The organism is Streptomyces sp. NPDC043427 (assembly GCF_056436655.1).
On record NZ_JBWKCC010000002.1, the window covers coordinates 666682 to 691830 of the forward strand.

General features: G+C 68.7%; 14 protein-coding genes. 6 read left to right on the forward strand and 8 right to left on the reverse strand.

The features are described from left to right. The first annotated feature begins 37 nt into the window (after positions 1-37). Positions 38-511 (forward strand): pyridoxamine 5'-phosphate oxidase family protein, encoded by a 474-nt coding sequence (locus tag AC067M_RS06930; RefSeq protein ID WP_478695914.1) that lies wholly within the window; start codon positions 38-40, stop codon positions 509-511. A gap of 34 nt (positions 512-545) precedes the next feature. On the opposite strand, the gene guaA is transcribed toward AC067M_RS06930, so the two are convergent. Next, positions 546-2126: a glutamine-hydrolyzing GMP synthase gene (gene guaA / locus AC067M_RS06935; RefSeq protein ID WP_478695915.1), complete on the reverse strand. Its 1581-nt coding sequence runs from the start codon at positions 2124-2126 to the stop codon at positions 546-548. A gap of 332 nt (positions 2127-2458) precedes the next feature. Here guaA and AC067M_RS06940 point away from each other — a divergent pair, with 332 nt between their 5' ends. Beyond that, positions 2459-2740, forward strand: a complete 282-nt coding sequence (locus AC067M_RS06940; protein ID WP_478695916.1) for a chorismate mutase — start codon at positions 2459-2461, stop codon at positions 2738-2740. 584 nt (positions 2741-3324) lie between these two features. Here AC067M_RS06940 and AC067M_RS06945 read toward each other — a convergent pair. Next, positions 3325-4449: a hypothetical protein gene (locus tag AC067M_RS06945; protein WP_478695917.1), complete on the reverse strand. Its 1125-nt coding sequence runs from the start codon at positions 4447-4449 to the stop codon at positions 3325-3327. A 232-nt stretch (positions 4450-4681) separates the two neighbouring features. Here AC067M_RS06945 and AC067M_RS06950 point away from each other — a divergent pair, with 232 nt between their 5' ends. Continuing rightward, a complete protein-coding gene (locus AC067M_RS06950) occupies positions 4682-5668 on the forward strand; it encodes an LAETG motif-containing sortase-dependent surface protein (RefSeq protein ID WP_478695918.1) in 987 nt (328 codons plus the stop codon). A gap of 90 nt (positions 5669-5758) precedes the next feature. On the opposite strand, the gene AC067M_RS06955 is transcribed toward AC067M_RS06950, so the two are convergent. The 4 genes from AC067M_RS06955 to AC067M_RS06970 form a co-directional block, all read right to left on the reverse strand. Continuing rightward, on the reverse strand, positions 5759-7537 hold the full coding sequence (locus tag AC067M_RS06955; protein ID WP_478695919.1) for a GMC family oxidoreductase N-terminal domain-containing protein: 1779 nt from the start codon (positions 7535-7537) through the stop codon (positions 5759-5761). Between the two features lie 46 nt (positions 7538-7583). Then, positions 7584-9227, reverse strand: coding sequence for a succinic semialdehyde dehydrogenase (locus tag AC067M_RS06960; protein ID WP_478695920.1), 1644 nt, complete (start codon positions 9225-9227; stop codon positions 7584-7586). Positions 9228-9374: 147 nt separating this feature from the next. Then, a complete protein-coding gene (locus AC067M_RS06965) occupies positions 9375-11018 on the reverse strand; it encodes a serine/threonine-protein kinase (RefSeq protein ID WP_478695921.1) in 1644 nt (547 codons plus the stop codon). A 68-nt stretch (positions 11019-11086) separates the two neighbouring features. Further along, positions 11087-12001, reverse strand: coding sequence for an MBL fold metallo-hydrolase (locus AC067M_RS06970; protein ID WP_478695922.1), 915 nt, complete (start codon positions 11999-12001; stop codon positions 11087-11089). A gap of 93 nt (positions 12002-12094) precedes the next feature. Here AC067M_RS06970 and AC067M_RS06975 point away from each other — a divergent pair, with 93 nt between their 5' ends. From AC067M_RS06975 to AC067M_RS06985, 3 genes are all read left to right on the forward strand, one after another. After that, a complete protein-coding gene (locus AC067M_RS06975) occupies positions 12095-13075 on the forward strand; it encodes an AraC family transcriptional regulator (RefSeq protein WP_478695923.1) in 981 nt (326 codons plus the stop codon). A gap of 313 nt (positions 13076-13388) precedes the next feature. Beyond that, positions 13389-15395, forward strand: a complete 2007-nt coding sequence (locus tag AC067M_RS06980) for a glycosyltransferase family 2 protein (RefSeq protein ID WP_478695924.1) — start codon at positions 13389-13391, stop codon at positions 15393-15395. 90 nt (positions 15396-15485) lie between these two features. Then, the gene (locus AC067M_RS06985) at positions 15486-17471 is read left to right on the forward strand and encodes a glycosyltransferase family 2 protein (RefSeq protein WP_478695925.1); all 1986 of its coding nucleotides are present in this window, start codon (positions 15486-15488) and stop codon (positions 17469-17471) included. A 207-nt stretch (positions 17472-17678) separates the two neighbouring features. Here AC067M_RS06985 and AC067M_RS06990 read toward each other — a convergent pair whose 3' ends face one another. Next, a complete protein-coding gene (locus AC067M_RS06990; RefSeq protein ID WP_478695926.1) occupies positions 17679-18251 on the reverse strand; it encodes a suppressor of fused domain protein in 573 nt (190 codons plus the stop codon). Continuing rightward, positions 18248-25135: a polymorphic toxin-type HINT domain-containing protein gene (locus AC067M_RS06995; protein ID WP_478695927.1), complete on the reverse strand. Its 6888-nt coding sequence runs from the start codon at positions 25133-25135 to the stop codon at positions 18248-18250. The genes AC067M_RS06990 and AC067M_RS06995 overlap by 4 nt, the downstream gene beginning before the upstream one ends. Between the last annotated feature and the right edge of the window lie 14 nt (positions 25136-25149).

The window sequence follows — 25149 nt, forward strand, 5'->3', positions numbered from 1 at the left end:
GACAGCAGCTGTCGGGTATCGGCGCGAGACTCGCCGTATGACAGAGAACTGGGCAGCCTTCGCCACCGCCGAACCCGATCTCGCCGCGCTCGTCGAGGAGCGTTTCGGCGCCTTCACGCACCATGTCCTGGCGACCCTGCGCAGGGACGGCTCACCGCGCACCAGCGGCCTGGAGGTGCGGTTCCTCGGCGGTGAGCTGTGGCTCGGCATGATGCCGAACTCCCTCAAGGCGCTCGACCTGCTCCGCGACCCGCGCTTCGCCCTCCAGGCCAACCCGGGCGAGGGCACCGGGATGGGCGGCGGGGACGTGCGGATCAGCGGTCGGGCGATCGAGGTGGAGGACCCGGCGGTGCGGGCCCGATACGTGAAAGAGGTGGAACCGCCGGAGCCGTTCCACCTCTTCCGCACCGAGCTGACGGAGGTCGTACGGACCTACGTCGAGGACGACACGTATCTGGTCGCCCAGGTCTGGAAGCCCGGAGAGCCGGTGCGGACTCTCAAGCGGACCTAGGGTCTCTCGAACGAGAGGCCCTAGACCAGCAGGGTCACTCCCACTCGATCGTGCCCGGCGGCTTCGACGTCACGTCGAGGACGACACGGTTGACGTCACGGACCTCGTTGGTGATCCGGGTGGAGATCCGCGCGAGGACGTCGTACGGCAGGCGCGACCAGTCGGCGGTCATGGCGTCCTCGGACGAGACCGGGCGCAGGACGATCGGGTGGCCGTAGGTGCGGCCGTCGCCCTGGACACCGACGGAGCGGACGTCCGCCAGCAGGACCACCGGGCACTGCCAGATGTCACGGTCGAGGCCGGCCGCCGTCAGCTCCTCGCGGGCGATGGCGTCGGCCTCGCGGAGCAGATCGAGCCGCTCCTTGGTGACCTCGCCGACGATCCGGATGCCGAGGCCCGGGCCCGGGAACGGCTGGCGCTGGACGATCTCCTCGGGCAGGCCGAGCTCCTGGCCGACCATCCGGACCTCGTCCTTGAACAACTTGCGCAGCGGCTCGATCAGCTGGAACTCGAGGTCCTCGGGGAGGCCGCCGACGTTGTGGTGGGACTTGATGTTGGCGGTGCCGGTGCCGCCACCGGACTCGACCACGTCGGGGTACAGGGTCCCCTGGACGAGGAACTCCACCGCCGGACCCGCGTCCGCGATGATCTCCGCCTGGGCCTGCTCGAAGACGCGGATGAACTCGCGCCCGATGATCTTCCGCTTCTCCTCGGGGTCGCTGACCCCGGCGAGCGCCTTGAGGAACCGCTCCTCGGCGTCGACGACCTTCAGCTGGACGCCGGTCGCGGCCACGAAGTCCTTCTCGACCTGCTCGGTCTCGCCCTTGCGCATCAGGCCGTGGTCGACGTACACGCAGGTCAGCTGGGAGCCGATGGCCTTCTGGACCAGGGCCGCCGCCACGGCGGAGTCCACGCCGCCGGACAGGCCGCAGATGGCGCGCTTGTCACCGACCTGCTCGCGGATCGCGGCGACCTGCTCGTCGATGACGTTGCCCGTGGTCCAGTTCGGCTTCAGGCCCGCTCCGCGGTACAGGAAGTGCTCCAGCACCTGCTGTCCGTGTGTGGAGTGCATCACCTCGGGGTGGTACTGGACGCCGTAGAGCTTCTTCTCGTCGTTCTCGAAGGCGGCGACCGGGACGACGTCCGTGGACGCGGTGACGGTGAAGCCCTCGGGGGCGGCGGAGCAGGCGTCGCCGTGCGACATCCACACGGCCTGCTCGGCGGGGGTGCCCTCGAAGAGGGTGGAGCCCGACTTGCTGACGTGCAGGTCCGTACGGCCGTACTCACGGGCGCCGGTGTTGTCGACCGTGCCGCCGAGGGCGGTGGCCATTAGCTGGAAGCCGTAGCACATGCCGAAGACGGGGACGCCGGCCTCGAAGATTGCGCGGTCGAGGCGGGGGGCACCCTCCTCGTACACGGACGAGGGGCCGCCGGAGAGGATGATCGCCGCCGGGTTCTTGGCGAGCATCTCCGCGACCGGCATGGTGCTCGGCACGATCTCGCTGTAGACCCGGGCCTCGCGGACTCGACGGGCGATGAGCTGGGCGTACTGCGCGCCGAAGTCGACGACCAGGACGGTGTCGGGGGCGGCGGCAGCGGGAGTCGCTGATGACACGGGGGCCTTCCGGCGGTGGGGCGGGGTCTCTGTGCTCGCCAATTCTACCGAGTGGGCGTGGAGCCGGTCCCAGCACCGACGTCACCACAGCGTCTCAGCATGCGAACCGCGTTGGACCTCACCCTGCGGCACGGCATACTGACCGCATGCTCACGCACACGACCTTCCTCTTTACCTATGGCACCGGGCCCACCGGCTGCCATGGTCGTGCTGCTTGAGCAACTGACAAGCGACTTCCCAGGCGCCCCGGGCCGACAAGGTCCGGGGCGCCTGGTGTTTTCCGGATCCTGCCGCTCCGGGGCACCCCGTACCGAACCGATCGAGGAGCCCCCATGACCGCCATCGACGTGACCGGCGCCCGTACCTCCGAGGCCGCCGACGTGATCACCGGCGCACGTGAACGCATCGACGCCCTGGACGACCGGATCATCGGGCTGATCCAGGAACGGATGGCCGTGTCCGCCGTCATCCAGGACGCGCGGATCACCTCCGGCGGGCGGCGCGTGAACCTCTCCCGCGAGATGGAGATCCTCAACCACTACAGCGAGGCGCTGGGCAAGCCGGGCACATCCCTCGCGATGACACTGCTTGAGCTGTGCCGGGGCCGCATCTGAGTTCGGAACCGTTCTCACCCGTACGGAGCGTGACCACGCTGTGGGCAGGTTCGTTGGTCGGGGTGTCCGTGTCAGCCAGGGGCGGGCCCGAAAGAACCACGCGTGGCTCACTGGAGCGATGAGGCGTGCGGAACGTGCCGTGCGCCGTGGGACCTCGCTCCAGGAAAGTGACCGGACGGCAGGGGACAGCAGCCCGGTCACTCAAGAGAACGGTCGGCTCCGGGGACGCCCGGGGCCGACCGGCGGAAAATGCAAAAATGCATCAAGGCCGGGTCAAACGGTTGCGGAGGCCGCGCCCATCCAGCACGATGCGTAGAAAGCCCCCAAGTCCCGTCGCAGACACCCCACATTGCGATGCCGACCGACCGCCAGAGGTCGAGACCACCCACGCGCCCCGACTGCACCTGGGCGCCGACCGAGGCATTCGAGGCAAGCGGCGCAACCCCCCGGCGCCGCTCCCAAGGCACCGGCGCTGCCCTGACGCTGGTGCTGACGAAGAAGGGCCCTGCGGCTCCGTCCCGCGGGGCCCTTCGCTCTGCTCGCGTCTCGCTCTGCCTGCGTCCGGCGTCGGGCCCCGGGCCGGGTCAGACCCGGGACACCGTCCCGCAGTCCGCCGACCCGTCGGCGCCGAGTTCCTTGCTGCGGTCGTACGGGTCGGTCGTCGGCCCGGTCGGCGGGGCGCTCGTGGGCGCGTCGCTCGGGAACCCCGGATGCAGGTAACCGTCGTAGACGTCGCAGGAGGAGTTGCCAGTCTCCTGGTCGTACCTTTGGACGACCAGCCGCCCGGGCGTGACGTTGTAGTGGGCGGGGTCGGGGAGTTCGACGTCGAGGGCGCGGCGCACGATGGTGCGGGTGACCTCGGTCGAGCCGTCGGCGCGGACGACGGGGTAGACGAAGGTGTAGTCGGCGTGCACGGCGACGCCGTTGTACTCGCCCTTCTTGAAGGTGATGCGTCCGCGCGTCTTGACCACGTCACCCACGAGGCGGACCTCGTCGGGATCGAACCGACTGAACATCTGCAGCGGATCACGCTTCTCACTGGGTGCGCGCAGAGCCGTGTTCAGATCGTCGACCAGTTCGGGCTGCTTGGGGTCGAGGACGCCGAGTGCGGCCTCGGGGCGTTCACCGCGCAGCACCTTGGGGTCGAGGTTGGCAGCGACGAGCAGCTTCCTGGTGAGCTTCAGCGCCTCCTCCACGCGCGCCTTCGAAGCCCCTCCGACCGCCGTCGCCTTGGGCACCACGATCCCGGCCTCGCCGTCGGCCCAGCGCAGGGCGGGGGAACCGGCGAACGGCGCGTCGAGGGTGGGGGTCTGGGGCGGCGCCTCGGCGGGGGCGTCGGTCGGGGCGGCGGTCTCGGCGGGCAGTGGGGACGCGGCGACATCCGGTTCCCCGCTGCCGAGCGGGTCGCCGGGCAGCAGTGACGGCTTGAGCGCCACGACGCCGACGGCGATTGCGGCAACCACCCCGACCACCGCCCACGCCTTCTTGCGCCGAGCCTTCCGCCCGTTCATCTCCTGCGACGCCGGCCCGGTCCGCCACCCCGCGGGAACCTCCCCCCGCGCGTCCTGCTCCCGCAACCGCTGAGCAACGAGCCGCGCCCGCGCGGAGGGTTCCTTGGGAGCGTCGGCCCCCGCCCCGCTCTCGCTGTCCCGAAGGAACTTCTCCCATTCCTCGTCGGATATCGAGTCCCCTGACGGCTTGTCGGCCACTCCCCCGTGCCCTTCTGCGAATTGACTTTGGCAGCTGAGCGTACGTCAGCCACTGAGCGGCCGGAGCAGTGACCCAGGTCACATAAAAATTGTGTGAGTGGGAGGGCAACCATTCACAGGCCTCACTGATCAAACCATCGGAACCACGGGCCACACCCGCGCCCCACACGCGGAGGCCTCACCCAAAGCACGTGCTGCGAGGGTCGCAGCACACCAGACTTTCGAGGTCTTCATGAAGCTTCGCCGTGCCATGGCCGTTGCGGCCGCGACGGCTGCCATAGCCCCGCTCGCTCTGCTCTCGGCTCCTGCTGCCTTCGCGGAGGAGCCGACCTCCTCCACGTCGGCCAGCTCGTCCGCGTCCGCCACCGAGAGCTCCTCGGCGTCCGCCAGCGCGTCCACCTCCGCGTCCGCCTCGTCGTCCGCGAGCGCCTCCACGTCCGCCTCGGCGAGCACCTCGGCCTCCGCTTCCGCCTCCGCCTCGGCCTCGGCCTCCGCGTCGGGCAGCACCACGCCGTCCCCGAGCGCCTCGGCGTCGGACGAGCCCGAGCCCGAGCCCTCCGTCTGCGAGGACACCAAGGTCGACGTCAGCATCTCCGGCCTGCCGGGCAAGATCGCTGCGGGCAGCGGCTGGCACAAGTTCTCGCTGAACGTCACCAACAACTCCGACTCCACCCTCCAGGACCTCGACTTCTTCGCCGGGGCCTCCCCCGACGAGGCCGGCGAGGACCTGTTCACCAGCAAGCAGGTCCAGCTCCAGGCCTGGAACCCCGAGGACAAGGTCTGGGAAGACCTCAACGAGGGTGGCTACGCCGTCGGCTACGTCGGGTACACCGACACGCTGGAGCCCGACTACGAGGTCAACATCCCGCTGCGTGTCAACGTGACGAAGTCCGCCCCGGTCGGCTCCGGCTTCTCGCTGGGCGCCACGATCTACGGCGACAGCGACGGTGAGTGCACCGGCTTCGGTGACGTCTCCTACAAGTTCCAGATCGTCGCCGCCGGCACCGACACCGACGGCACCAAGCCGCAGGAAGGCGGCAAGGCCCCGGTCACGGACCAGAAGCCGAGCAGCAACACCCCGCAGGTCAACGGCAGCCTCGCCGAGACCGGCTCCAGCTCCGCCCTGCCGATCATCGGGCTCGTCGGTGGTGTCGCCGTCGTCGCCGGTGCGGGTGCGGTGTTCGTGGTGCGTCGGCGTAAGGCCGAGGCCGGCGCGTAAGGCTTACGCGACACAGAGAGAGGGACTTGCGCTCGGAGGGGAGCGCGAGTCCCTCTTTCATTTCCGGTTCTTTGACCCCAGTACCTTTTCCTACTTCTTCGGCGGTACCGCCGGCATCCCCAAGAACGGCAGCCGCAGCGCGCCGAACGCGGCCGCCGGGACCGTCGGGGATTTCGGCTCGACCGGCTTCAGGCGTTCGTAGGCCGCCCCCTGTGCCGGGCGGGGATCGGCCTCGCCCTTGTTGGGCCAGTAGGACATCGCGCGTTCCGCCTGGGCGGTGATCGTGAGGGACGGGTTGACGCCGAGGTTCGCCGAGACCGCGGAGCCGTCCACGACGGAGATGCCGGGGTGGCCGTAGAGGCGGTGGTACGGGTCGATGACGCCGGTGTCGCGGGAGGAGCCGATCGGGCAGCCGCCCAGGAAGTGGGCCGTCAGAGGAGTGCCCATCAGCTCGCCCACGTTGGAGCCGGCGAAGCCGTTGATGTCGGAGGCGAGGGCGGAGGCGGCCTCCGAGGCGGCCTTGATCTGCTTGGGGTTGGGGGCGCCGTGGCCCTGGCGGGCGGTCAGCAGGCCCCTGCCCACGCCCGCCGGCTTCAGGTACGTAGTCAGGGAGTTGTCCAGCGACTGCATCACCAGGCCGATGATGGTCCGCTCCGACCAGCGGCGGTTGGACAGGGAGCGGAGGACCAACAGCGGGTGGCGGGCGGCACTGCGCAGCCAGGCCACGACCCTCGACGAGCCCTCCACGTACGGGACCTGAAGGATCGACAGGCCACCCATCGCGTTGGAGCCCTTGCCGTAGCGGACCGGCTCGATGTGGGTGTTCTCGTCCGGGTGGATCGAGGACGTGATAGCGACTCCCCTGGTGAAGTCGGCCTTCGGCTCGCCCGTCACCTTGCGGTAGCGCCGGTTGTCCGTCTGCGCGCCCACCAGCGCCTCGGAATTGGTGCGGGTCAGCTCGCCCAGCCGGTCGGAGATGTACGGCAGTTGCCGGTTCGCCTTCATACGGTGCAGCAGGGTCTGGGTGCCGTACGTGCCGGCCGCCAGGACCACTCGACGAGCGGTGAAGGTCCGGCCCTCGGACTTGCGGCGGTTCTCCGTGGGGAGGGTCACCACCGCGTAGCCGCCCCTTGAGTCGTCCGTCACCGAGACGACCGTCGTCATGGGGTGCACCTGCGCGCCCGCCTTCTGGGCGAGGTGGAGGTAGTTCTCGTTCAGGGTGTTCTTCGCGCCGTGGCGGCAGCCCGTCATGCACTCGCCGCATTCCGCGCAGGCCTTTCGGGAGGGCCCCGCACCACCGAAATAGGGGTCGGCCACCTCCTGCCCCGGCTTGACCTTCGCCGACCCGTCGGCGTCCTTGCCGTCGCCGAAGAACACACCCACCGGAGCCAGGTGGAAGGTGTCCCCCACGCCCATCCGCTCGGCGGCCGCCTTCAGATGGACGTCGGAGGGGGTCATCGTCGGGTTGATCCGTACGCCGAGCATGCGCTGCGCCTGGTCGTAGTACGGCTTCAGCTCGTCCTGCCAGTCGGTGATGTCACGCCACTGGGGGTCGTCGAAGAAGGCCTTCGGCGGTACGTAGAGGGTGTTGGCGTAGTTGAGGGAGCCGCCGCCCACGCCCGCCCCGGCCAGGACCATGACGTTGCCCAGCAGGTGGATGCGCTGGATGCCGTACATGCCGAGCTTGGGGGCCCAGAGGTAGTTCTTCAGGTCCCAGGAGTTCTTCGGGAGGGACTCGCGGGTGTAGCGGCGGCCGGCTTCCAGGACGCCCACGGTGTAGCCCTTCTCCGTGAGGCGGAGAGCCGTGACCGAGCCGCCGAAGCCCGAGCCGACGACGATGACGTCGTAGTCGTAAGCGTCCTGGGGCACGTGTTCTCCTCGTTGAGTGTCCGTGCGGGGCGTGTCAGCGAAACCCTCAGCGGAACCGGAATGCCTTCATCAGCCGCAGGCTCCTGCTCATGAACTGCGCGTACTTCTCGTCGTCCATCCCGAGCGACGGCGCCATCGGCAGCAGGCGCTGCTGCGCCACCGTCTGGGCCTCCGTGTACTTGAGGATGCCCTCGGAGCCGTGGCGGCGGCCGAGGCCGGAGTCCTTCATGCCGCCCATGGGGGACTGGACGCTGCCGTAGGCGGGGGCGTAGCCCTCGTTGACGTTGACCGTGCCGGTGCGCAGGCGGGTGGCGACGTCGCGGCCGCGGCGGCCGTCCTTCGTCCAGACGGACGCGTTCAGGCCGTACGGCGTGGAGTTGGCGAGGTCGATCGCCTCGTCCTCCGTCGTGAAACGGTAGATCGACACGACCGGGCCGAAGGTCTCCTCCGTGCACACGGACATGGGGGCCGCGACACCGTCGAGGATCGTGGGCTCGTAGAAGTACGGGCCGATGTCCGGGCGGGCCACACCGCCCGCGACGAGCTTCGCGCCCTTGGCGACGGCCTCGTCCACGTGCCGCGTCACCGTCTCCAGCTGGCGGTCGCCGACCAGGGAGCCCATGTCGGCGCCGTAGGCGAGGGAGGTGCCGAGCCGCATGGCCTTGGTGCGGGCGGCGAAGCGCTCGACGAAGGCGTCCGCGATCGACTCGTGGACGTACAGCCGCTCGATGGAGATGCAGAGCTGGCCGGCGGAGGAGAAGCAGGCGCGGACCGCGCCCGCGGCCGCCTTCTCCACGTCGGCGTCCTCGAGGACCAGCATCGCGTTCTTGCCGCCGAGCTCGAGGGAGACGCCGACCAGGCGGGCGGCGGCGCCCTGGGCGACCTCGCGGCCGGTGCGGGTGGAGCCGGTGAAGGAGACGTAGTCGGCGTGCCTGACGACCTCGGGGCCGACGACGGGTCCCTCGCCCAGGACGACCTGGAAGACGTCGGCGGGCAGGCCCGCCTCGATGAGCAGGTCACGGGCCCACAGGGCGGTCAGGCAGGTCTCGGTGTCCGGCTTCATCACGACCGCGTTGCCCGCGACGAACGCGGGCAGCGCGTCGCCGACCGACAGCTCCAGGGGGTAGTTCCAGGGCGCGATCTGGCCGATGACCCCGCGCGGGTGGCGCAGTTCGGTGACCTTGGTGAGGGTGGGCACGGCGCCGGCGTGCCGCTTGGGCCGCAGGTAGGCGGGCGCCTTGCGGCCGTAGTGGCGGGCCGCGACCGCGACGGCCTGGACCTCCTCGTGGGCGTGCAGGCGGGCCTTGCCGGTCTCCAGCTGGATCAGGTCGAGGACCTCGGCCTGCCGTTCGAGGACCAGGTCGTGGAAACGGAGCAGCACGGCGGCCCGCTGCCGTACGGGGGTCTGCGCCCAGACGGCCTGGGCGGCGCGGGCCCGGTCGTAGGCGAGGGCCACGTCCTCGGGTGTGGACTCGGGCAGGTCGGCGAGCTTCTCACCGGTGAACGGCGTGTGGTTGGCGGTCCGACCGGAGCCGGTCACCCCCTTGGTGAGCTGGGCGACCAGCTCGGGGGTGACCACGTCCTCGGCGGTACGGACGCCGATGGGGGCGGGGGCGATCGGGTTGGTGCCGGTGGAGGAGGTGCCGGTCTTCTCGGTGCCGGTCTTCTCGGGGGCCTGCGAGTCCGTCATGACGCGCAGGGTATGACGCGCGGAAGACTTTGGGTACCCGCCGGTAATCGGGATTCACCGAGTGCTCACACGGCGCCAGTGGTCACTGGCAACGAACCCGCTGATCAGGGCGTTGTACGGTGCTGTTCCGACGCGACCGCCCGTGTTTCAGTCTTTTTCGATCTCCAGGCGGTCGCGGGCCCCCTTGAACACCGCCGTCCCCTTCTTCTCGTCCGGCGTCCCCTTGGGCATGGACACGCGCAGCTCGTACATGGGGCCGGCGTCGGTACGGACGACCAGTTTCAGCACGCGGGTGGGCCTGCCGTGGGGGTCGTAGGTGGTGTCGGCGAGGACGGCCTCGTTGCCGTCGAAGGTGGTGCGCGTGTACTGGGGGGTGCTGTGCTCGTACTCGCCCCACAGTTCCGGCTGCTCGGCCTGCCCCTGCGTCGAGCCGGGCGCCTCGTCCCACTGGATGAGCGCGACCGCGATCTTGCCGTCCTCGCCGCCGTAGACGACCTGTCGGGAGGGGCCCTTCGCGACTCCCGTCTCGTACAGCCGCTTGTACGCGGTTGGGACGGAGAGGACGGCGTCCAGGTCCTCCTCCTTGTGGGCCTTCCAGGCGCCGGGCCCCCTCGGGGTCTCGCCGCGCCCCGTGGTCTCCACGGCGGCGGACGCGGAACCGCCCTCGGTCTCCACGAGGGCGGAAGAGGTGCCAAGCCATATGCCGCCGACGAGGAGCACGCCGAGCAGGACGGCGGCGACCGGGGCGGTACGGCGCTTGGGGCGGACTTCGGGCTGCGCAGGTGCGGGCGTCGGGGTGGGTGTGGGGGTCGGGGTGGGTGTGGGCCCTTCTGATGTTTCCTCGGGCTCCGGCGAGGCCGGGGCATCCTGCTCGACCGGGTCCGGCGCACGCGGCGCGTCCAGCGCATCCGGCGGTACGGCCCGCCCCTCCGCCACCGCCTCCAGCACCGCGGCGACCTCCTCCGCGCCGGGCCGTCGCTCGGGGTCCCGCTCCAGCAGCCGTACGACGATCGGGCCGAGCGGGCCCGCCTGCTTCGGCTCGGGCGGGTCGTCGGCGAGGATCGCGGCGAGCGTGGACTCCACGGTCGAACGGCGGAAAGGTGACCCTCCTGCCACGGCGGCGTAGAGCAGGACGCCCAGGGACCACAGGTCGGAGGCGGGGCCTGCGATGCCGCCGCCCGACATGCGCTCGGGGGCGACGAACTCCAGTGAGCCGACGAACTCACCGCTGGCGGTGAGGGATTCCTCGCCCTGGACATGGGCGATGCCGAAGTCGGTGAGGACGACACGGCCGTGCGGTCCGAGCAGGACGTTGGCCGGTTTCACGTCCCGGTGCACGATGCCGACCGCGTGGGCGGCGCGCAGGGCGCCGAGGAGGGCGAGGCCGATGCGGGCGGACTCGGCGGGTTCCAGCGGGCCGCGCCGCAGCACCTCGTGCAGGGGCTCGCCGCGGACCAACTCCATGACGATCCAGGGCAGTCCGTCCACCAGGCCCTCGGCGGCCCCGTCCTCCTCCTCGACGACGACGTCGTGGATCGTGACGGCGGAGGGGTGGTCGACGCGGGCGGCGGCGCGGGCCTCGCGGTAGAGGCGGTGGGCGGCCCGCCGGTGGTACTCGTCCTCGGGGTCGCCGGCCAACCGAGGCTGTTTGATGGCGACCTCACGGTCCACGAGCTCGTCGTGAGCCCGCCACACGGTGCCCATCCCGCCGGAGCCGATGCGTTCGACGAGCCGGTAACGCCCGCCGATCATCCGCCCCTTGCCGCCGCCGGGGCCCCCGTCGTTGCTCATGCCTCATGCCTACCCTGAGGGGCCCCTGCTTGTCGACGCGGGCATGCCGACCGCTGGGCGCGCCTCCGCTACGCCACGGCCCACGGCTCCAGGCCGAACCCACCACCCCGCCTGTGCAGTCGCACCACGCCTGGCCCTCCGAAGTGCGCCGGGATCACCCATTCACCCTCGTCCGCCGCCCGTTCCAGGACCCGGCGCCTGCTGATCGCCGCCTGGCGCGGGTCCAGGCAGAAGCAGCTGCTGCAATCGGGGTGGAGGACCTGTACGGGGCTGTGGAGCAGGTCACCGACGAACACCGCGCGTTCACCGCGCGAGGAGAGGCGCAGCACGGCCGAGCCGGGGGTGTGCCCGGGGGCGGACTCCAGGGTGAGGTGGTCGTCGATGCGGTACTCCCCGTCCCACAGCACGGCCTGCCCGGCGCGGTGCACGGGCGCGACACTGTCCTCGTAGATCAGCCGGTCGTCCGGCCGTACGCCGCCGCCGTACCCGCCCGCCGGCCCGAAGTGGGTGTCGTCGGCTGCGGGCAGCAGGTACCGCGCGTTGGGGAAGGTGGGCTGCCACGCGCCGTCGCCTTCGACGGCCTGGGTGTTCCAGCCGACATGATCGGCGTGGATGTGGGTGTTGACGACGAGGTCCACGTCCTGCGGCCGTATCCCGGCCCGTGCCAGGCGGCCCGGGAAGTCGCCCTGCCGCTGGTGGAACAGCGGATTGCCGGGACGCTCCCGCCCGTTGCCGACTCCGGTGTCGACGAGGACGGTGCGGCCGGCGCTGCGGATGACCCAGGTCTGCAGGGCGGCCACCGCCCGGTCGGTGCCGGGCTCCCAGTGGTCGGGGACGAGCCATTCCCTGTTGGTCTCCCATGCCTCGGGTCCGACGCCCGGGACCAGGTCGCGGGCGGGGGCGAAGGGAGCCTGCCATTCGACGATGCGGAGGATCTCGACGTCCCCCAGGACGATGCGCTGCGCGGTGTTGGTGTCGGTCATGCTTCGCAGCGTAGGCAGCCAGGAATGAGCGACACGATGCCTGATCAGCTCTGCTGAATACGCATGCGTCTCAGGCGAGCTACCCTTCCGCTCATGGATGTGGTCAGTGACGCGATCTCCGCCGTGCGCGTGGGGCGCCCCTCCTCCAACCGGCTGCGGGTGAGCGGCTCCTGGTGCACGCGGCTCGATCCGTACGAGGGCGCCGGCTTTCACGTCGTGCTGTCGGGCGGCTGCTGGCTCCTGCCGGAAGGGCCCGGCGGAGGCGGTGCCCCGGTGACACTCGGCGCGGGCGATGTGGTGCTGCTGCCGCACGGCGTGGGGCACGTGCTGGCCGACGGGCCGGTGGGCGCGGCGGGACTGGCCCGGGCGGTGCCGTTCGAGGAGGCGCGGGAGGCGCTCGACGTCCCGGCCCGCGGGCCGGGCGGCGGCGACCGTGAGGTGGAGCTGCTGTGCGGGAAGTACCGCCTGGACCGCAGCCGGGTGCACCCGCTGATGGCCGAGCTGCCGGAGGTGGTGCACCTGCCGAACCGGGTCGGCCGGCATCCCGAACTCCGCGCGGCCGTGGACCTGCTGGCGGGGGAACTGGACGGCCTGGACGGTCGCCGCCCGGGGTCGTCCCTGGCGCTGCCGAGCCTGCTCGATCTCCTGCTCGTCTACATGATCCGCGCGTGGATGACGGAGGCGGCGGGCGCGACGACGGAGGGGGCGGCCGGCGCCTGGCCGGCGGTGCTCGGCGACCCGGTGACGACGGCCGCGTTGCGCGCCCTGCACTCCGACCCGGCCGCGCCCTGGACCAACGAGCGCCTGGCCGGTGAGGCGGGCGTCTCCCGGGCGACACTGGCCCGCCGCTTCACGTCACTGGTCGGCCGCCCGCCGATGGCGTACCTGACGTGGTGGCGGCTGACGCTCGCGGCCACCCGGTTGCGCGACACGGACGCACCGCTGGCGACCGTGGCCCGGGAAGCCGGATACGGCAGCCCTTATGCGCTGTCGCATGCCTTCAGCCGTGAGTTCGGAATCACACCGGGCCGGTTTCGTGGAATAAGGCATTCCGCGTACCCGGTATCCCATTGAGTCCATACCGTTATGCGGCCCGCCCTGCGGTGCGTTACCTGGGCTTCACGGGCGCCAAATGATCAAAGCGCCGCACTTCGGGGCGAACGAGGACGAAGCAGCCGCGGAAATTGTGATCCATCTCACGCAATTGGCTGGTTTTAGACGTCCAGTTCACCGTCAGGTCATAGCCATCTCATGGTACCTTCACATTCCCATTGGCGTCTTCCCCAACCAAATGGCACCCGAGCCGTCGCACCAGAACCAATACCGTCGGTGTTCAGGCCGTCCATCCAGGTGGGGTGTTGCCCCTTAATTTCTGGAGAGCGTGACGATGGCCAGCCCCACCGTTTCGGTAATTATCGCTGCCTACAACGCGATGCCTTATCTGACGCGGTGCCTCGAATCCGTCGTCGAGCAGACCATCGGTCAGTCCGCGCTGGAAGTGATCGTCGTCAACGACGGTTCGACGGACGGAACGCCCGAGGAGCTCGAGCGCTTCGCGGATCTCTACCCGAAGCTCATACGCGTCTTCCACCAGGAGAATTCCGGCGGCCCCTCGGCGCCCCGCAACGTCGGTCTCGGCCACGCCCGGGGCGAGTACGTGTTCTTCCTCGACGCCGACGACTGGCTGGGCACGGAAACCCTGGAACGCATGGTCGCCATGTCCCGGGAGAACGGCACCGACATCGTCCTCGGCAAGATGGTCGGCGTGAACGGCCGCGGCCTGCCCGCGTCGATGTTCAAGAGCACCCAGCCCAAGACCGACGTCTTCCACTCCCGCGTCTACTGGGCGCTCAACCCGCTCAAGCTGTTCCGCCGCGAGCTGATCGAGAAGAACAACCTGCGCTTCCCGACCGGCCTGCCCATCGGCGAGGACCAGCCGTTCACGGCCCTGGCGTACCTGGCCGCCAAGGGCGGCATCTCCGTCATCGCCGACTACGACTGCCTGTTCTGCACCCTGCGCGACGACGGCGGCAACACCACCTCGCGCACCAAGGGCTCGGAGCCCCGCCTGCGGTTCCTGCCGACCATGATCGACCTGCTCCTCGAGAACGTGCCGCCGGGCCGCGACCGCGACCACCTGGCCCACCGTCACCTCACCATCGAGGTGCAGAACCTCCTCGCCCACATCTCGCGCGAACCGGCCGACGAGGCGGACAAGACCCTCGCCCGACTCGCCGACACCATCGAGCCGCTGTGGCACGAGGGCATCAACGAGCACCTCTCCGCGATGGCCCGGCTGCGCCTGCACCTCGTCCGGCACAAGATGCTGGAGGAGTCCATGGAGCTCCTGCGCTTCGAGCGCTCGCTGGGCAAGCGCAAGGTGTCCACGCCCGTCCTGGTCGAGAACGGCCGGATCTACGCGCGCTACCCGTTCTTCCGCGACCCCGAGCACGTCGTCCCCGACGAGTGCTACGACGTCACGAACGCGATCGGCGTACGCCACCACGTCAGCCGCGCCGAGCTCGTCGGCTCCACGCTGCACCTGGCCGGGCACGGCTACCTCCACCGCGTGGAGACCCGCGACGTGACGACCGAGCTGGTGCTGCGCGAGCGCGACACCAAGGTCGAGTACCGGCTGCCCGTGCGGCACACCGAGACGCCCGGCCTCGGCTCCGACGAGGACGAGGGCGTCTACGTCTACGACAACGCCGGCTTCGAGGCGGCCATCGACATCGACACCGCCGCCGACGGCAAGCCCCTCGCCGACGGCCTCTGGGACATCTCCCTCGCGATCGGCGCGCAGAGCGCGGTCCGTGAGGTCCGCATCGGCAGCAAGCGCGCGAAGGGGCTCAGCGGCAAGCCGGAGACCCAGGTCGTCCAGACCGTCAAGGGCTCCCGCGCCGCCACCGTGTACACCACCAAGCCGTTCGGCAACTACACCCTCGACCTCGGCGAGCAGAAGCACAAGGTCGCCCGGCACCTCCTCATCGACTCGGCCCGCTGGTCGGCCAACGACCCGTCCGAGCTGGTGATCAGCGGCCACAGCACGCTGGCGGCGTTCCCGGAGGGCGAGATGACGGTCGTCCTGACCAGCGACAGCGGGGAGAGCGCGGCCTTCACGGCGGAACGCACCCCGCACACCGACCTGTTCACCGTCCGTATCCAGGTCGGCCGACTCACCCCGGGCCTGTGGAGCGGGGAACTCCGCCTCGGTGCCGTCTGGTCGGTCCCGCTCGCGCCCCTTCCGCTCACCCTGGAGCCGGCCAAGTGGCGCAACCACGGCAAGCCCTGGTACGCCAAGTCGGTCCCGACCAAGGGCAAGACCAAGAGCTTCGCGCTGCGCGTCGACAAGGTCGACCTGGTCCGCGCGGTACTCGGACGCCTCTCACGCTGACGCGCGCGGCTCTCACACTGAGGCGCGTGGCGCTCCCGCAGCGCCGCGCGCCCCCACCCCCCACCTCGACATCACTGGGAGAACGTCACGATGGCCGTTCCCACCGTTTCGGTGATCATCCCTGCCTACAACTCGATGCCCTACTTAACCCGCTGCGTCTCCTCGGTCATCGAGCAGAGCTTAGGCAAGGGCGAGTTAGAGATCATCGTCGTGAACGACGGTTCCACCGACGACACGGCGAACGAGCTCGACCGTCTGGCCGAGGCCCACCCCGACCTCTTACGCGTCATCCACCAGGAGAACTCCGGCGGCCCCTCGAAGCCCAGGAACGTCGGCCTCGACCTCGCCCGCGGAGAGTTCGTCTTCTTCCTCGACGCGGACGACTACCTGGGCCCCGAGACCCTGGAACGCATGATCACCATGGCGCAGGAGAACGGCACCGACGTAATCCTCGGCAAAATGGTCGGAATCGGTGGCCGCAGCGCGCCGAAGTCGATGTTCCAGCGCAACCAGCCGAAGACCGACGTCTTCGCATCCCGCGTCTACTGGACGCTCAACCCGACGAAGATGGTCCGGCGCTGTCTGATCGAGCAGCACGGCATGCGCTTCGCGACGGACCTGCGGTACGGCGAGGACCAGCTCTTCATGGGCTTCGCCTACATCAAGGCCTCCGGTATATCGGTCGTGGCCGACTACGACTGCATCTACTGGGTCAACCGCGACGACGGCGGCAACATCACGGCCACGGCGGACGTCGAGTCCCGGCTGAAGTTCATCCCCCGCCTGGCCGACATGATCCTCGAGAACGTGCCGCCCGGCCCCGGCCGTGACCACCTCGCGCACCGGCACCTGACCGTCGAGCTCTCAGTCGCCCTGGAGCGCATGGCGAACGCATCCCGAACCGAGCAGGAGAAGGCCCTCGCCCAAGCCGCCGAGTACCTGGCCCCCCTCTGGCACGAGGGCATGAACGACCAGCTCTCGGCCATGGCTCGACTGCGTCTGCACCTCGTACGACACCGGATGCTCGACGAGGTACTCGAACTGGTCCGCTTCGAGCAGCGGTTGGCGACCACCGAGGTCTCCACTCCCCTGCTCCTCGACAACGGCCGCGCCTACGCCCGCTACCCCTTCCTCCGCGACCCGGCCCGTGGCGTCCCCGACAGCTGCTACGACGTCACGGACAAGCTCGGCCTCCGCCACCAGGTCAGCAGCGCCGAACTCCGCGGCACCACCCTGCACCTGTCCGGCCACGCCTACATCCACCGCGTCGAGACGCTGGACGTCAGCACGGAACTCGTCCTGCGCGAGCGCGACAGCGGTATCGAGTACCGACTTCCCGTGCGGCACACCGCATCCCCCGGCGTCGGCAGGTACGAGGACGAGGGCACGTATGTCTACGACAACGCCGGCTTCGAGGCCGCCGTCGACATCGAGACCGCGGCGGAGGGCAAGCCGCTCGCCGACGGCCTGTGGGACATCTCCCTGGACATCGGCGCCCAGGGCGTCTCCCGCCTGACCCGCATAGGCAGCAAGCGCACCGGCCGTGTCTCCCCGGCGCCCCGCACCCGAGTCGTGGCCGGAACCGAGAGCCCCCGCGCGCTCACCCTCTACACCACCAAGCCGTACGGCAACTTCACCCTCGACCTCGGCGAACAGAAGCACCAGGCCCCGAAGCACCTCACCATCCACGACTACCGCTGGTCCGCCAACGACCCCACTGAACTGGTCATCACTGGAGTCAGCACCTTCGACGCCTACCCGGACGTCGACGCGACCATCACCCTCAGAAGCGACAGCGGCGATTCGATCACCATCCCCGCCGTACGCGCCCCGCACTACGACGTCTTCACCGCCCACGTGTCCGTCGAGGACCTCACTCCGGGCACCTGGACCGGCGAACTCCACCTCGCCAACTGGTTGATACCCCTGCCCCCGCTGCCGGAGTCGCTGGGGCCGGCGAAGTGGCGGCGGCGGGGGATGCCTTGGTACGCGAAGCGGTCTGGGGACGAAAAGCGGTTCGCGTTGGTGATGGCCAAGACGAATCTGCGCAAGGCGGTTGCCGGCAAACTCGGGTGAGACGTTCGTGATCAGTGAACTCCTCGGTCATGCCTCCAACCGTCCACTGACGTTGCCGTCGACCACTGCAGAGCGCCGTCTTGATAATCATCCGACGACGATCTGCAGCACTCCCTTGCCTAACTCGGCATCATTCATCCATCCAGGGGCAGAGTTTGAAGCCACGCGAAGCTCAGCAAGGTCTCCGGAAACCACCTTAGGCTAATTTCAAACGATCGGACCTCGGTTGGGATCCAGAACGTTCACACCTCTGATATCCATCAGGGATTCGAACTCATCGAGGGTCGTGCCCTTAATGAATTCTGCCTCGCTCTGATGAATCGGGAGCAGCCACAGGAATCGCGCCCCGCCGGTCTCCGGCGGGGACCATTCAAGATCCGGGCCGTACGGATAAGGAAGACTGACGAGCATGTGATCCATCCGCGAATCCCCCATCCACGGGCGACCGATATGGATGACCGACCCAACGCCGAGGCGGTGAGACTCAAACGAGTGGTAATGGCCGACCATTGCCAGGGTTTCGGAGTGGGCTTCGTCAGCAAAAGGCGACATGACGAAGAACTCCGTCCCTCCGACAGGAGGGCCGAGAAGCGAGCACCCCACCGTCACGTAGATCCAAGCCTCACCAGCCCGCTTGGGAAGCACGCGGTAGGTAGAGAAGCGTGGGACCCGCTCCAGGATCGGTCCGCGCTCCCAAGTCGCAGCTTCCACGATGTGCCCATCCCAGAAACCACGAACATGGCGTTCGAGAGCAACCAACCGCGCACCTTCATCAGTCATAGCCCCAGATTCCTAGCAATTGCCTTGGATATTTTTGCCATTTCGGCACCCTGTGACCTTTGACATACCCCACACGCGGTGCCATTTATGCCGTCATTCCTTGCATAGGCCCTGCGCTCCGCGTTTGTCATAGCCGATCCGCCCCCGCGATAGTAGTGGAGAACCAACGGGGGATCGTGCTCTGGGACAGGTGCATGACGCGTTCCACTTACCATCGCGGTGCCACATTCGGGGCATGGCTGCCCTTCACCAGCCGCCCTCGCGGCGACGCCGGCGGGACCAGTCGTCTGAGAGCCACCGTAGTGCGTGCTGCGATTGTAGCGTTCGGTCGCCGTCACGGGGTTGTCCAGGTCATCGACAACTCCGCTGGAATCCACCGCAAACCTGGCGTCACCGCAATTGTGAACCAGGACGGGAGCGGCCCCCACCAGCACGTAGTAGGTATGGACGTCGTCGATCGTGAGGTCATGCGTGTGCTGTCGCTTCGTGTAGTGCGTGACCGCCGTGATCTGTACGTGTGTGCCGGCGCTCGTTCGCAGGAACTGGCCGGGCTTCAGGTCGCCGGCGTCCACCCATTTCTTCAGGTCGGGGACCCAGAAGGGGTGGGTGTCCGTGGCGGTGATGACGGAGGGCCCGGCCTTTGTGGCGATGGTGAGGGTGGTGAAATCCTTGTCGTCCTCCGTGGTGATGGTGGCGACCACCTTGCGTTTCACCGTCTTGCCTGTATCGGGGTCGGTGACCAGGACGACGTCGCCCGTCTTCACGTCCTCGATCGACTTCGTCGTGCCGTCGGACAGCAGGACCTCGGTGCCCGGCAGGAAGCTGTGCCTTGTGCAGGCGGCAGCGGACTCCAGGATGTCATCGGCCCATTTCTGCTCCTTGCGCCACTTCCTTACCGCTTTCGCGACCCTCCACGCGGCGCCGAGGAACTCGCCGCCCTTCTTGAACATCGCGGTGAAGGGGATCGCGCCGATAAGGAGGTTGACGCAGGACATGGTGCTGCCACTCAGACAGCCCTTGAAGTCGTCCCATCCGATATAGCCCTTGAACAACTCCCAGCCGACCTTCTTGACGACCTTGATGACGGGCGTGTGCTTGACCGTCTGGGCGCGCTGGACGTCTCTGGTGTTCTGCCGGGCCGCGGCATCGGCCGCCGCCTGGGCGTTGCCGCTGAGCCTGGGCGGACCCGGTTGCTGGCCGGGGGTCGTGTTCTCGCATGAGGGACAGGGGCGGGTGGGGCAGTCGACGTAGGGGCACTTACCCGACGGGTCCGCGTGGGTCAGCGGACTGTTGCCGCCGTAGGAGTAGCCGTTCATCTGCTGCGGGTTCGCCGTGTTGATCACGGGGTCGACGGAGAGGAAACGACCGGTGGACGGGTCGTACTCACGGGCGCCGAGGTGAGTGAGCCCGGTAGTGGCGTCCTGGGTTCCGCCGATGAACCCCTTCTGCCCGGGCCAGCTTGTGGGCTGAGTGCCCCGGCTGCCGCCGAACGGGGTGGACCGGCGTTGCTGCATCGACAGGGTGGTCGCGTTGATGGCCAGTTCGGAGGTGCCGTTCCGGTCACCGATGAGCAAGCTGAGCTTGTTGTCGTCGGTGCGGATGGCCTGGTTGCCACCGCCGAGGTCGTAGTACCGGGTTGCCTTGGCCTTGTCGGCACCCTTGGTGAGCGTGAGTTCCGTCAGGCCCAGATAGAGGGTGGTCTCGGCGTTGGTTCGGCGGATCAGGCGGTTGCCTTCGGCGTCGTAGACGTAGGAGGTCGTCTTGGTCCCGCCGTTGCCCGACGGTTCGGTGACCTTCGACAGATGGCCCTCGGCGTCCCACTCCAGCGTCTGCTTGTTTCCGCCGATGGTGCGCGTCTCGGTGTCGCCGGTCGCGGTGTAGGTGTAACTGTCGGTCGCCGTACCCGTGGGGCCGGTGGTGTCGATCGCGGTGACGGCGTGCGGCCGGATGCCGCTCGGCGTGGGGTAGCGATAGGTGCGCTTGACGTCCTTCGTGGTGTCACCGGACGTGTCGTGCTTGGTGTCGCCGGTCCGGTTGCCGCTCTTGTCGTAGGTGTACGACTGCCAGTAGGCGGCCGGGCCGCCGAGCACCGAGGCGCTCGGGCTGGTGGCACAGCCCGTGGTGCCTTGGGTCCACGCCTCGGTCAGGCGAGTCAGGTAGTCGTACTTAAAGCACTGGGCATCCGTGCCCGAGCGGGACACGTCGGACAGCGAGGTGATGTTCCCGGCCTCGTCGTAGCCGTACGTGGCCGACCGATCGGTGCCGGCCACGTCCTCGCGGTCGACACGACTGTTGGCCAGGCGCTGGCTGCCCCACTCGTAGGAGTTGGTGACCTGTGTCTTCTTCGCGCCGGCTGACTGGTAGGTGAACTGGAGGGGCTTGCCGGTGTAGCTGTAGACGGTGTCGGTGATGTAGGTGGCACCGCCGCCGGCGCCGAGGGTCTTGGGCCGCTGGATCTCGTCGTACGTCGGTGTCAGGATCTCGGAAGCCAGGGAGCCCGCCGCCGGATAACTGGTCGACTGAACCGTGCCGTCGAGGTTGTAGGCGGTGCTCGTCTGGTACGAGCCGGCCAGGTCCTCCTCGCCCGCCACGGAAGGAACCGTGACCGTGGTGCGCTGGGGGCGGTACAGGTTGTCGTACATGCTGTACGTGCTCCTGTACGCGGATCCGCTCGCGCCCCCGACGTAGCGGGTGGACGCGGCCAGCTGTCCCTCGAAGTTGGTCGGGTCCCATTCCTGCTTCGTCAGCAAGGGGCCGGAGACTTCCCCCTCGTGCGTCTCGAGTTCGCGGCCCAGACCGTCATAGACATGGGTGATCTTCTTGCCGCCTGCGTCGGTGGTGGACAGCAGTTGGTTGCGGTCGTCGTACTCGAAGGTCGTGACGCCCTTGTCAGGGTCGGACTCCACCTTCCGGTTTCCGCGCTGGTCGTACGTGTAGCTCCAGCTGGTGCCGGACGGGTCCGTGACCTTGGCCAGTTGTCCGCTCGGTGTGTGCTCGTAGCGCGTCTGGTCGTACGCGCCCGTCGGGGTGGCCGCCTGGTACTGGAACAGGTCGGTCGTGTTGCCGCGGGCGTCCGTGACCGTCGTGGTGGGGGTGGCTCCCTTGGGCGGGGTGACGGTGACCCGGTCGCCGCCGTACTCGGTCAGTGTGGTGGACAGGACCGTGCCGTGGTCACCGTTGCCGGCGACCTGCTGGGTCTTGGTGACGCGGCCCAGTCCGTCGAAGGTGTTCCACGTCTGGGTCTCCACGGCCAGCGCGTTGTCCAGCTTGAGCGGGGATGTGGAGGGCGCGTCGGTGTTGTAGTAGGGCGCGAACTCCTTGGCCGTCAGGCCGCGTTCGTCGTAGAAGGTGTCCGTGAGCAACCGGCCGCCGGACGGCCCGGGAGCCTGGGTCTGGCGCTGGCGCAGGAAGCCGTCCAGCAGGGTGTAGGAGGTCTGCTGGGTGCCGTCCTTCTTCAGAGTCCTGGTACCGACCGCGACCGGGCCGCTGCCGTCGATGGTGTAGGTGAACTGGTAGTTCGGGGTGTCGTTGTTGGCCTTGGACCGGTTCGGCAGCCAGATCTTCAGGTTGCGGCCGAGAGCGTCATGGGTGGTGTCGGTGCGTTTGCCGTTGGTGTCGACCACGGTGACCGGCAAGCCGCGCATCCGCTCATACGTCGTCGTGGTTGTCTGCGCGGTGGAGGCCGTGCCCGCCGTGGCGGGCGGGGTGGTGACCGTGGACGTGGTCGGGAAACCCGTGGCCGGCGAGTACGCGGTGGTGGTGGTACGACCATCCGTGCGTGCGACGCGCACCGGCGCGGTGGTCTCCGTGGCGGTGACGTCGGCGGAGATGTCCTTGCTGGTCAGCTGACGGCCGTAGGCGTCGTAGGTGTCCTCGGACTCCAGATACGTGGCGGTTTTGCCGTCGTGACTGTCCAGCGTCGCGGTGCGGGTGGTGTCGCCCTTGGTGGGGGCCACCCCGTAGTTCTGGCCGTCGTATGCGGAGCGGACGTCGGAGATGACGTCCTTGGACCGGTCGGGAGTCTGCGAGCACCGGACCGCGACCGTTTCCACGCGGGACGGCGAGTCGCGGATCCAGGCACCGGCGTTGTCCACGTAGGTGGTGCGTGTGCACCGGTCGTCCTTCGCGGTGGACTCGTCGCCCAGGTCGTCGGTCCGGGTGACACGGCCGACGATGTTCTCGAAGGTGTTGGTCCTGTACGTGGTGCGCCACTTGCTGCCGACACCGTCGTCGAGGGAGGTCCATGTGCGGGTGGACGCCGTACCGGTCAGGTTGGCGGTCGTAGTCCCCCAGCTGCGGACCCGAGATGCCGTCTGGCGGTGCCAGGGCGTGTTGACGGTCTTCTCCAACACTCGGCCGCCAGGTCCGCTGTACGTCTCCGTCTTGTACTCGGAGCCGGCCGCGGAGTCGTGGTCGGTGACAGTGCCGCCGTTGTCGTCGGAGACGGTCACCGACTTGGTGCCGCCGGACGGACTGGCGCGGTCACCGTCCATGCCGCGCAGGAAGTAGTGGTCGGTCTGCGACTTCATGCCGACCGGGTCCTGGCCGCCGGTCTGAACCCGGACGTGCCCGTAACCGCGCCAAGTGGACCAGGTCTTGTGCTTCTCCTTGGTCAGCCCGTCATCGTCGTCGTAGTGCCAGGCCGCCCCCTCCAGATAGCTGTACCGGGTGACCATGTCGGGGGACAGTTTGGTCCGGTCGGTCTGAACGACCTCGTCGACGACGTACTTGTTGAACCACTGGAGGCTCGGGTCCGCATCGCCTTCCTTGGTGAAGTACACCGGGAAGCAGCGAGTGCTGTTCGTCTCGGGCTTGGGCAGGTTCGACGCGTTGCAGGTGGCCGTCGAGTAGGCGACGTCGATCTGTCCCCCGGACTCGTCGACGACGGTCGACAGGCGTTCTTTGATGAAGGGAGCCGTGTCGTCGCCGCTGACGTCGAGACGGTTGGGACGCTGGTCGTAGCCGAGAGTGACCTTCGGCAAGGCGATCTCTGGAGTCGCCGAGCTGCCGGTGTGCTGAATCGAGTCGAGAAGCAGCTGGTAGTCGATGTCCGCCCGACCCCAGCGGTGGTCGAGCTTCCATGTGTCGACCGGCGCGTACGTGCCGTCCGTCTTGAGCGTGTTGGTCGTCACGCCGGTCAGTCGCTTACGCGTCCAGAACGAGGGCGACGGGGCGCTCGTGCAGTCCACGTTGGCCTTGCAGTTCAGGTCCCAGGGCGTGTCGTACCAGTAGAACTTCTTGTCGTCGATGGTGGAGGCGTCGCAGGTCACGCCGGTCTGGGGCAGGCATCGTTCGGCGGTGGTGAAGTCCACACGTCCCAGGGCCTTGGACGAGAGGACGGACGTGTGGCGCAGGCCGTAGTCGATGTGGTCGAGGGAGCCACCCCTGACATAGGGGGTCTCGTCCTGCGGCTTGAGGTTGCGGCCGTAGTGGTTCGTCTCTTTGTCGTAGTAATAGGCGATGGCGTTGCCGTGGGTGTCGACCGCGTAGTCGAGGTTCCAGCGCCATCCCTGCTGGCACCAGGACTCCGCGAAGGTGGCGCCGTGGCACGGTTCGGTGTCCCCGTTGCCGAAGACGGGGGTGGTCCAGGCGGAGTTCGTCACCGGATCGCCCGAGGCCCAGCCCGGCAGCCGGTTGTAGCCGAAGTAGTAGCGCGTGCCGTCGGTGGTGGTGACGAGCCAGTACTCGTCTTTGCGGGCACCGTTGGCCCGGACGTCGTTCTTGTCCGCGCCGTAGACCCGTTCGACCTTGGTCCCGTCGTCACCCTTGATCTTGAAGGTGTTCTCGCCGGTGGCGATCAGTTCGCCGGAGTGCCCGTTGAACGACAGGGTCGCGTTGTCGTAGGCCCAGCACAGGTCACCGACTTTGATGCCGGCGGAGTTCTTCACTCCTTCGTCGGCGCAGGGCTTGTAGCTGCGTTCGACGAATCCGGGCCACAGGTCGAAGCCGTCGCCGGCCCAGGACGCCTGGTTGTTGCTGTTCGCCGTACGGCCGTCGATTCCGCCCGACGAATAGGAAAGTCCTATCTGCGGAGAGAAGGCGCCCGGTACCTGGGGTACGGGCATGTCGTACGCCCAGGTGAAGTCACCCGTGTTCAGGTTGGTCCGCCACGCCGAGGACGCGGAGAGCTGGGTGGCCTTGTAATCGCCGTGGTCGCTGGAGGTGCCGGCGGTCGCGGCCAGCAGAATCGGGGCCGCCGTACCACTTCTGACGTCGGCGGCAGGCAAAGAGAGCGCCGACGTGGTCAGCGTCTTGGTGGTGGGGTCGTTCTTCGCGACCACTGGGGCAGAGGCGGTGCACTTCTCGGTCCCCGGTTGGGTCGCAGCGCAGGCCGGCAGGCGAACCAGCTTCAGCCGGGCCGCGTATGCACCGCCGTAGGCCTGGACGAACTTGGAGTAGTCGACACGGACGCCGACGGTGTCGCCTTGCGCGTCCGGTTGGCGTTGGACGGAGAACAACATGCCGTCGACACCCGCACGCTCGGCGGTCTCCCGGTTGAGAACGCGGACCGTCGCTTCCCCGGTCAGCGGCGTGCGCTTCTTCGTCGCGCCCATCTTCGGCGGAGCCGTGAACGAGATCGGAAGTTTCCCGGCGCGCACGGCTCGCCCCTTGCCGTCCGACGCCAGCGTCACCGTCGCAACCCCGGGCGCGGGCCAGGCTCGCTCGGGCGCCTTGGTGGGAAGCCTGGGCTCACCGTCGTCCTTACGGGGCAGCATCTTCAGGCCATGCCCGGACACCGGCTTCTCGGACGCCGGTACCTTCGGCAGTGTGTCGGCGGGTTGCGCGGCCTGGGAGACCGTCGCGTCCAGCAAGGTGCCGATCATCACCGCGGAGACCGTCAGGGCGATCCTCGCCCGTATCCGTCTGCGTCCCTTCGCCGTCATCCCTCGCCTCATCA

Coding starts and splice junctions, on each gene's coding strand:
- AC067M_RS06930 (WP_478695914.1), top strand. CDS start 38: ATGACAGAGAACTGGGCAGCCTTCGCCACCGCCGAACCCGATCTCGCC.
- AC067M_RS06940 (WP_478695916.1), top strand. CDS start 2,459: ATGACCGCCATCGACGTGACCGGCGCCCGTACCTCCGAGGCCGCCGAC.
- AC067M_RS06950 (WP_478695918.1), top strand. CDS start 4,682: ATGAAGCTTCGCCGTGCCATGGCCGTTGCGGCCGCGACGGCTGCCATA.
- AC067M_RS06960 (WP_478695920.1), bottom strand. CDS start 9,227: ATGACGGACTCGCAGGCCCCCGAGAAGACCGGCACCGAGAAGACCGGC.
- AC067M_RS06965 (WP_478695921.1), bottom strand. CDS start 11,018: ATGAGCAACGACGGGGGCCCCGGCGGCGGCAAGGGGCGGATGATCGGC.
- AC067M_RS06970 (WP_478695922.1), bottom strand. CDS start 12,001: ATGACCGACACCAACACCGCGCAGCGCATCGTCCTGGGGGACGTCGAG.
- AC067M_RS06975 (WP_478695923.1), top strand. CDS start 12,095: ATGGATGTGGTCAGTGACGCGATCTCCGCCGTGCGCGTGGGGCGCCCC.
- AC067M_RS06980 (WP_478695924.1), top strand. CDS start 13,389: ATGGCCAGCCCCACCGTTTCGGTAATTATCGCTGCCTACAACGCGATG.
- AC067M_RS06985 (WP_478695925.1), top strand. CDS start 15,486: ATGGCCGTTCCCACCGTTTCGGTGATCATCCCTGCCTACAACTCGATG.
- AC067M_RS06990 (WP_478695926.1), bottom strand. CDS start 18,251: ATGACTGATGAAGGTGCGCGGTTGGTTGCTCTCGAACGCCATGTTCGT.
- AC067M_RS06995 (WP_478695927.1), bottom strand. CDS start 25,135: ATGACGGCGAAGGGACGCAGACGGATACGGGCGAGGATCGCCCTGACG.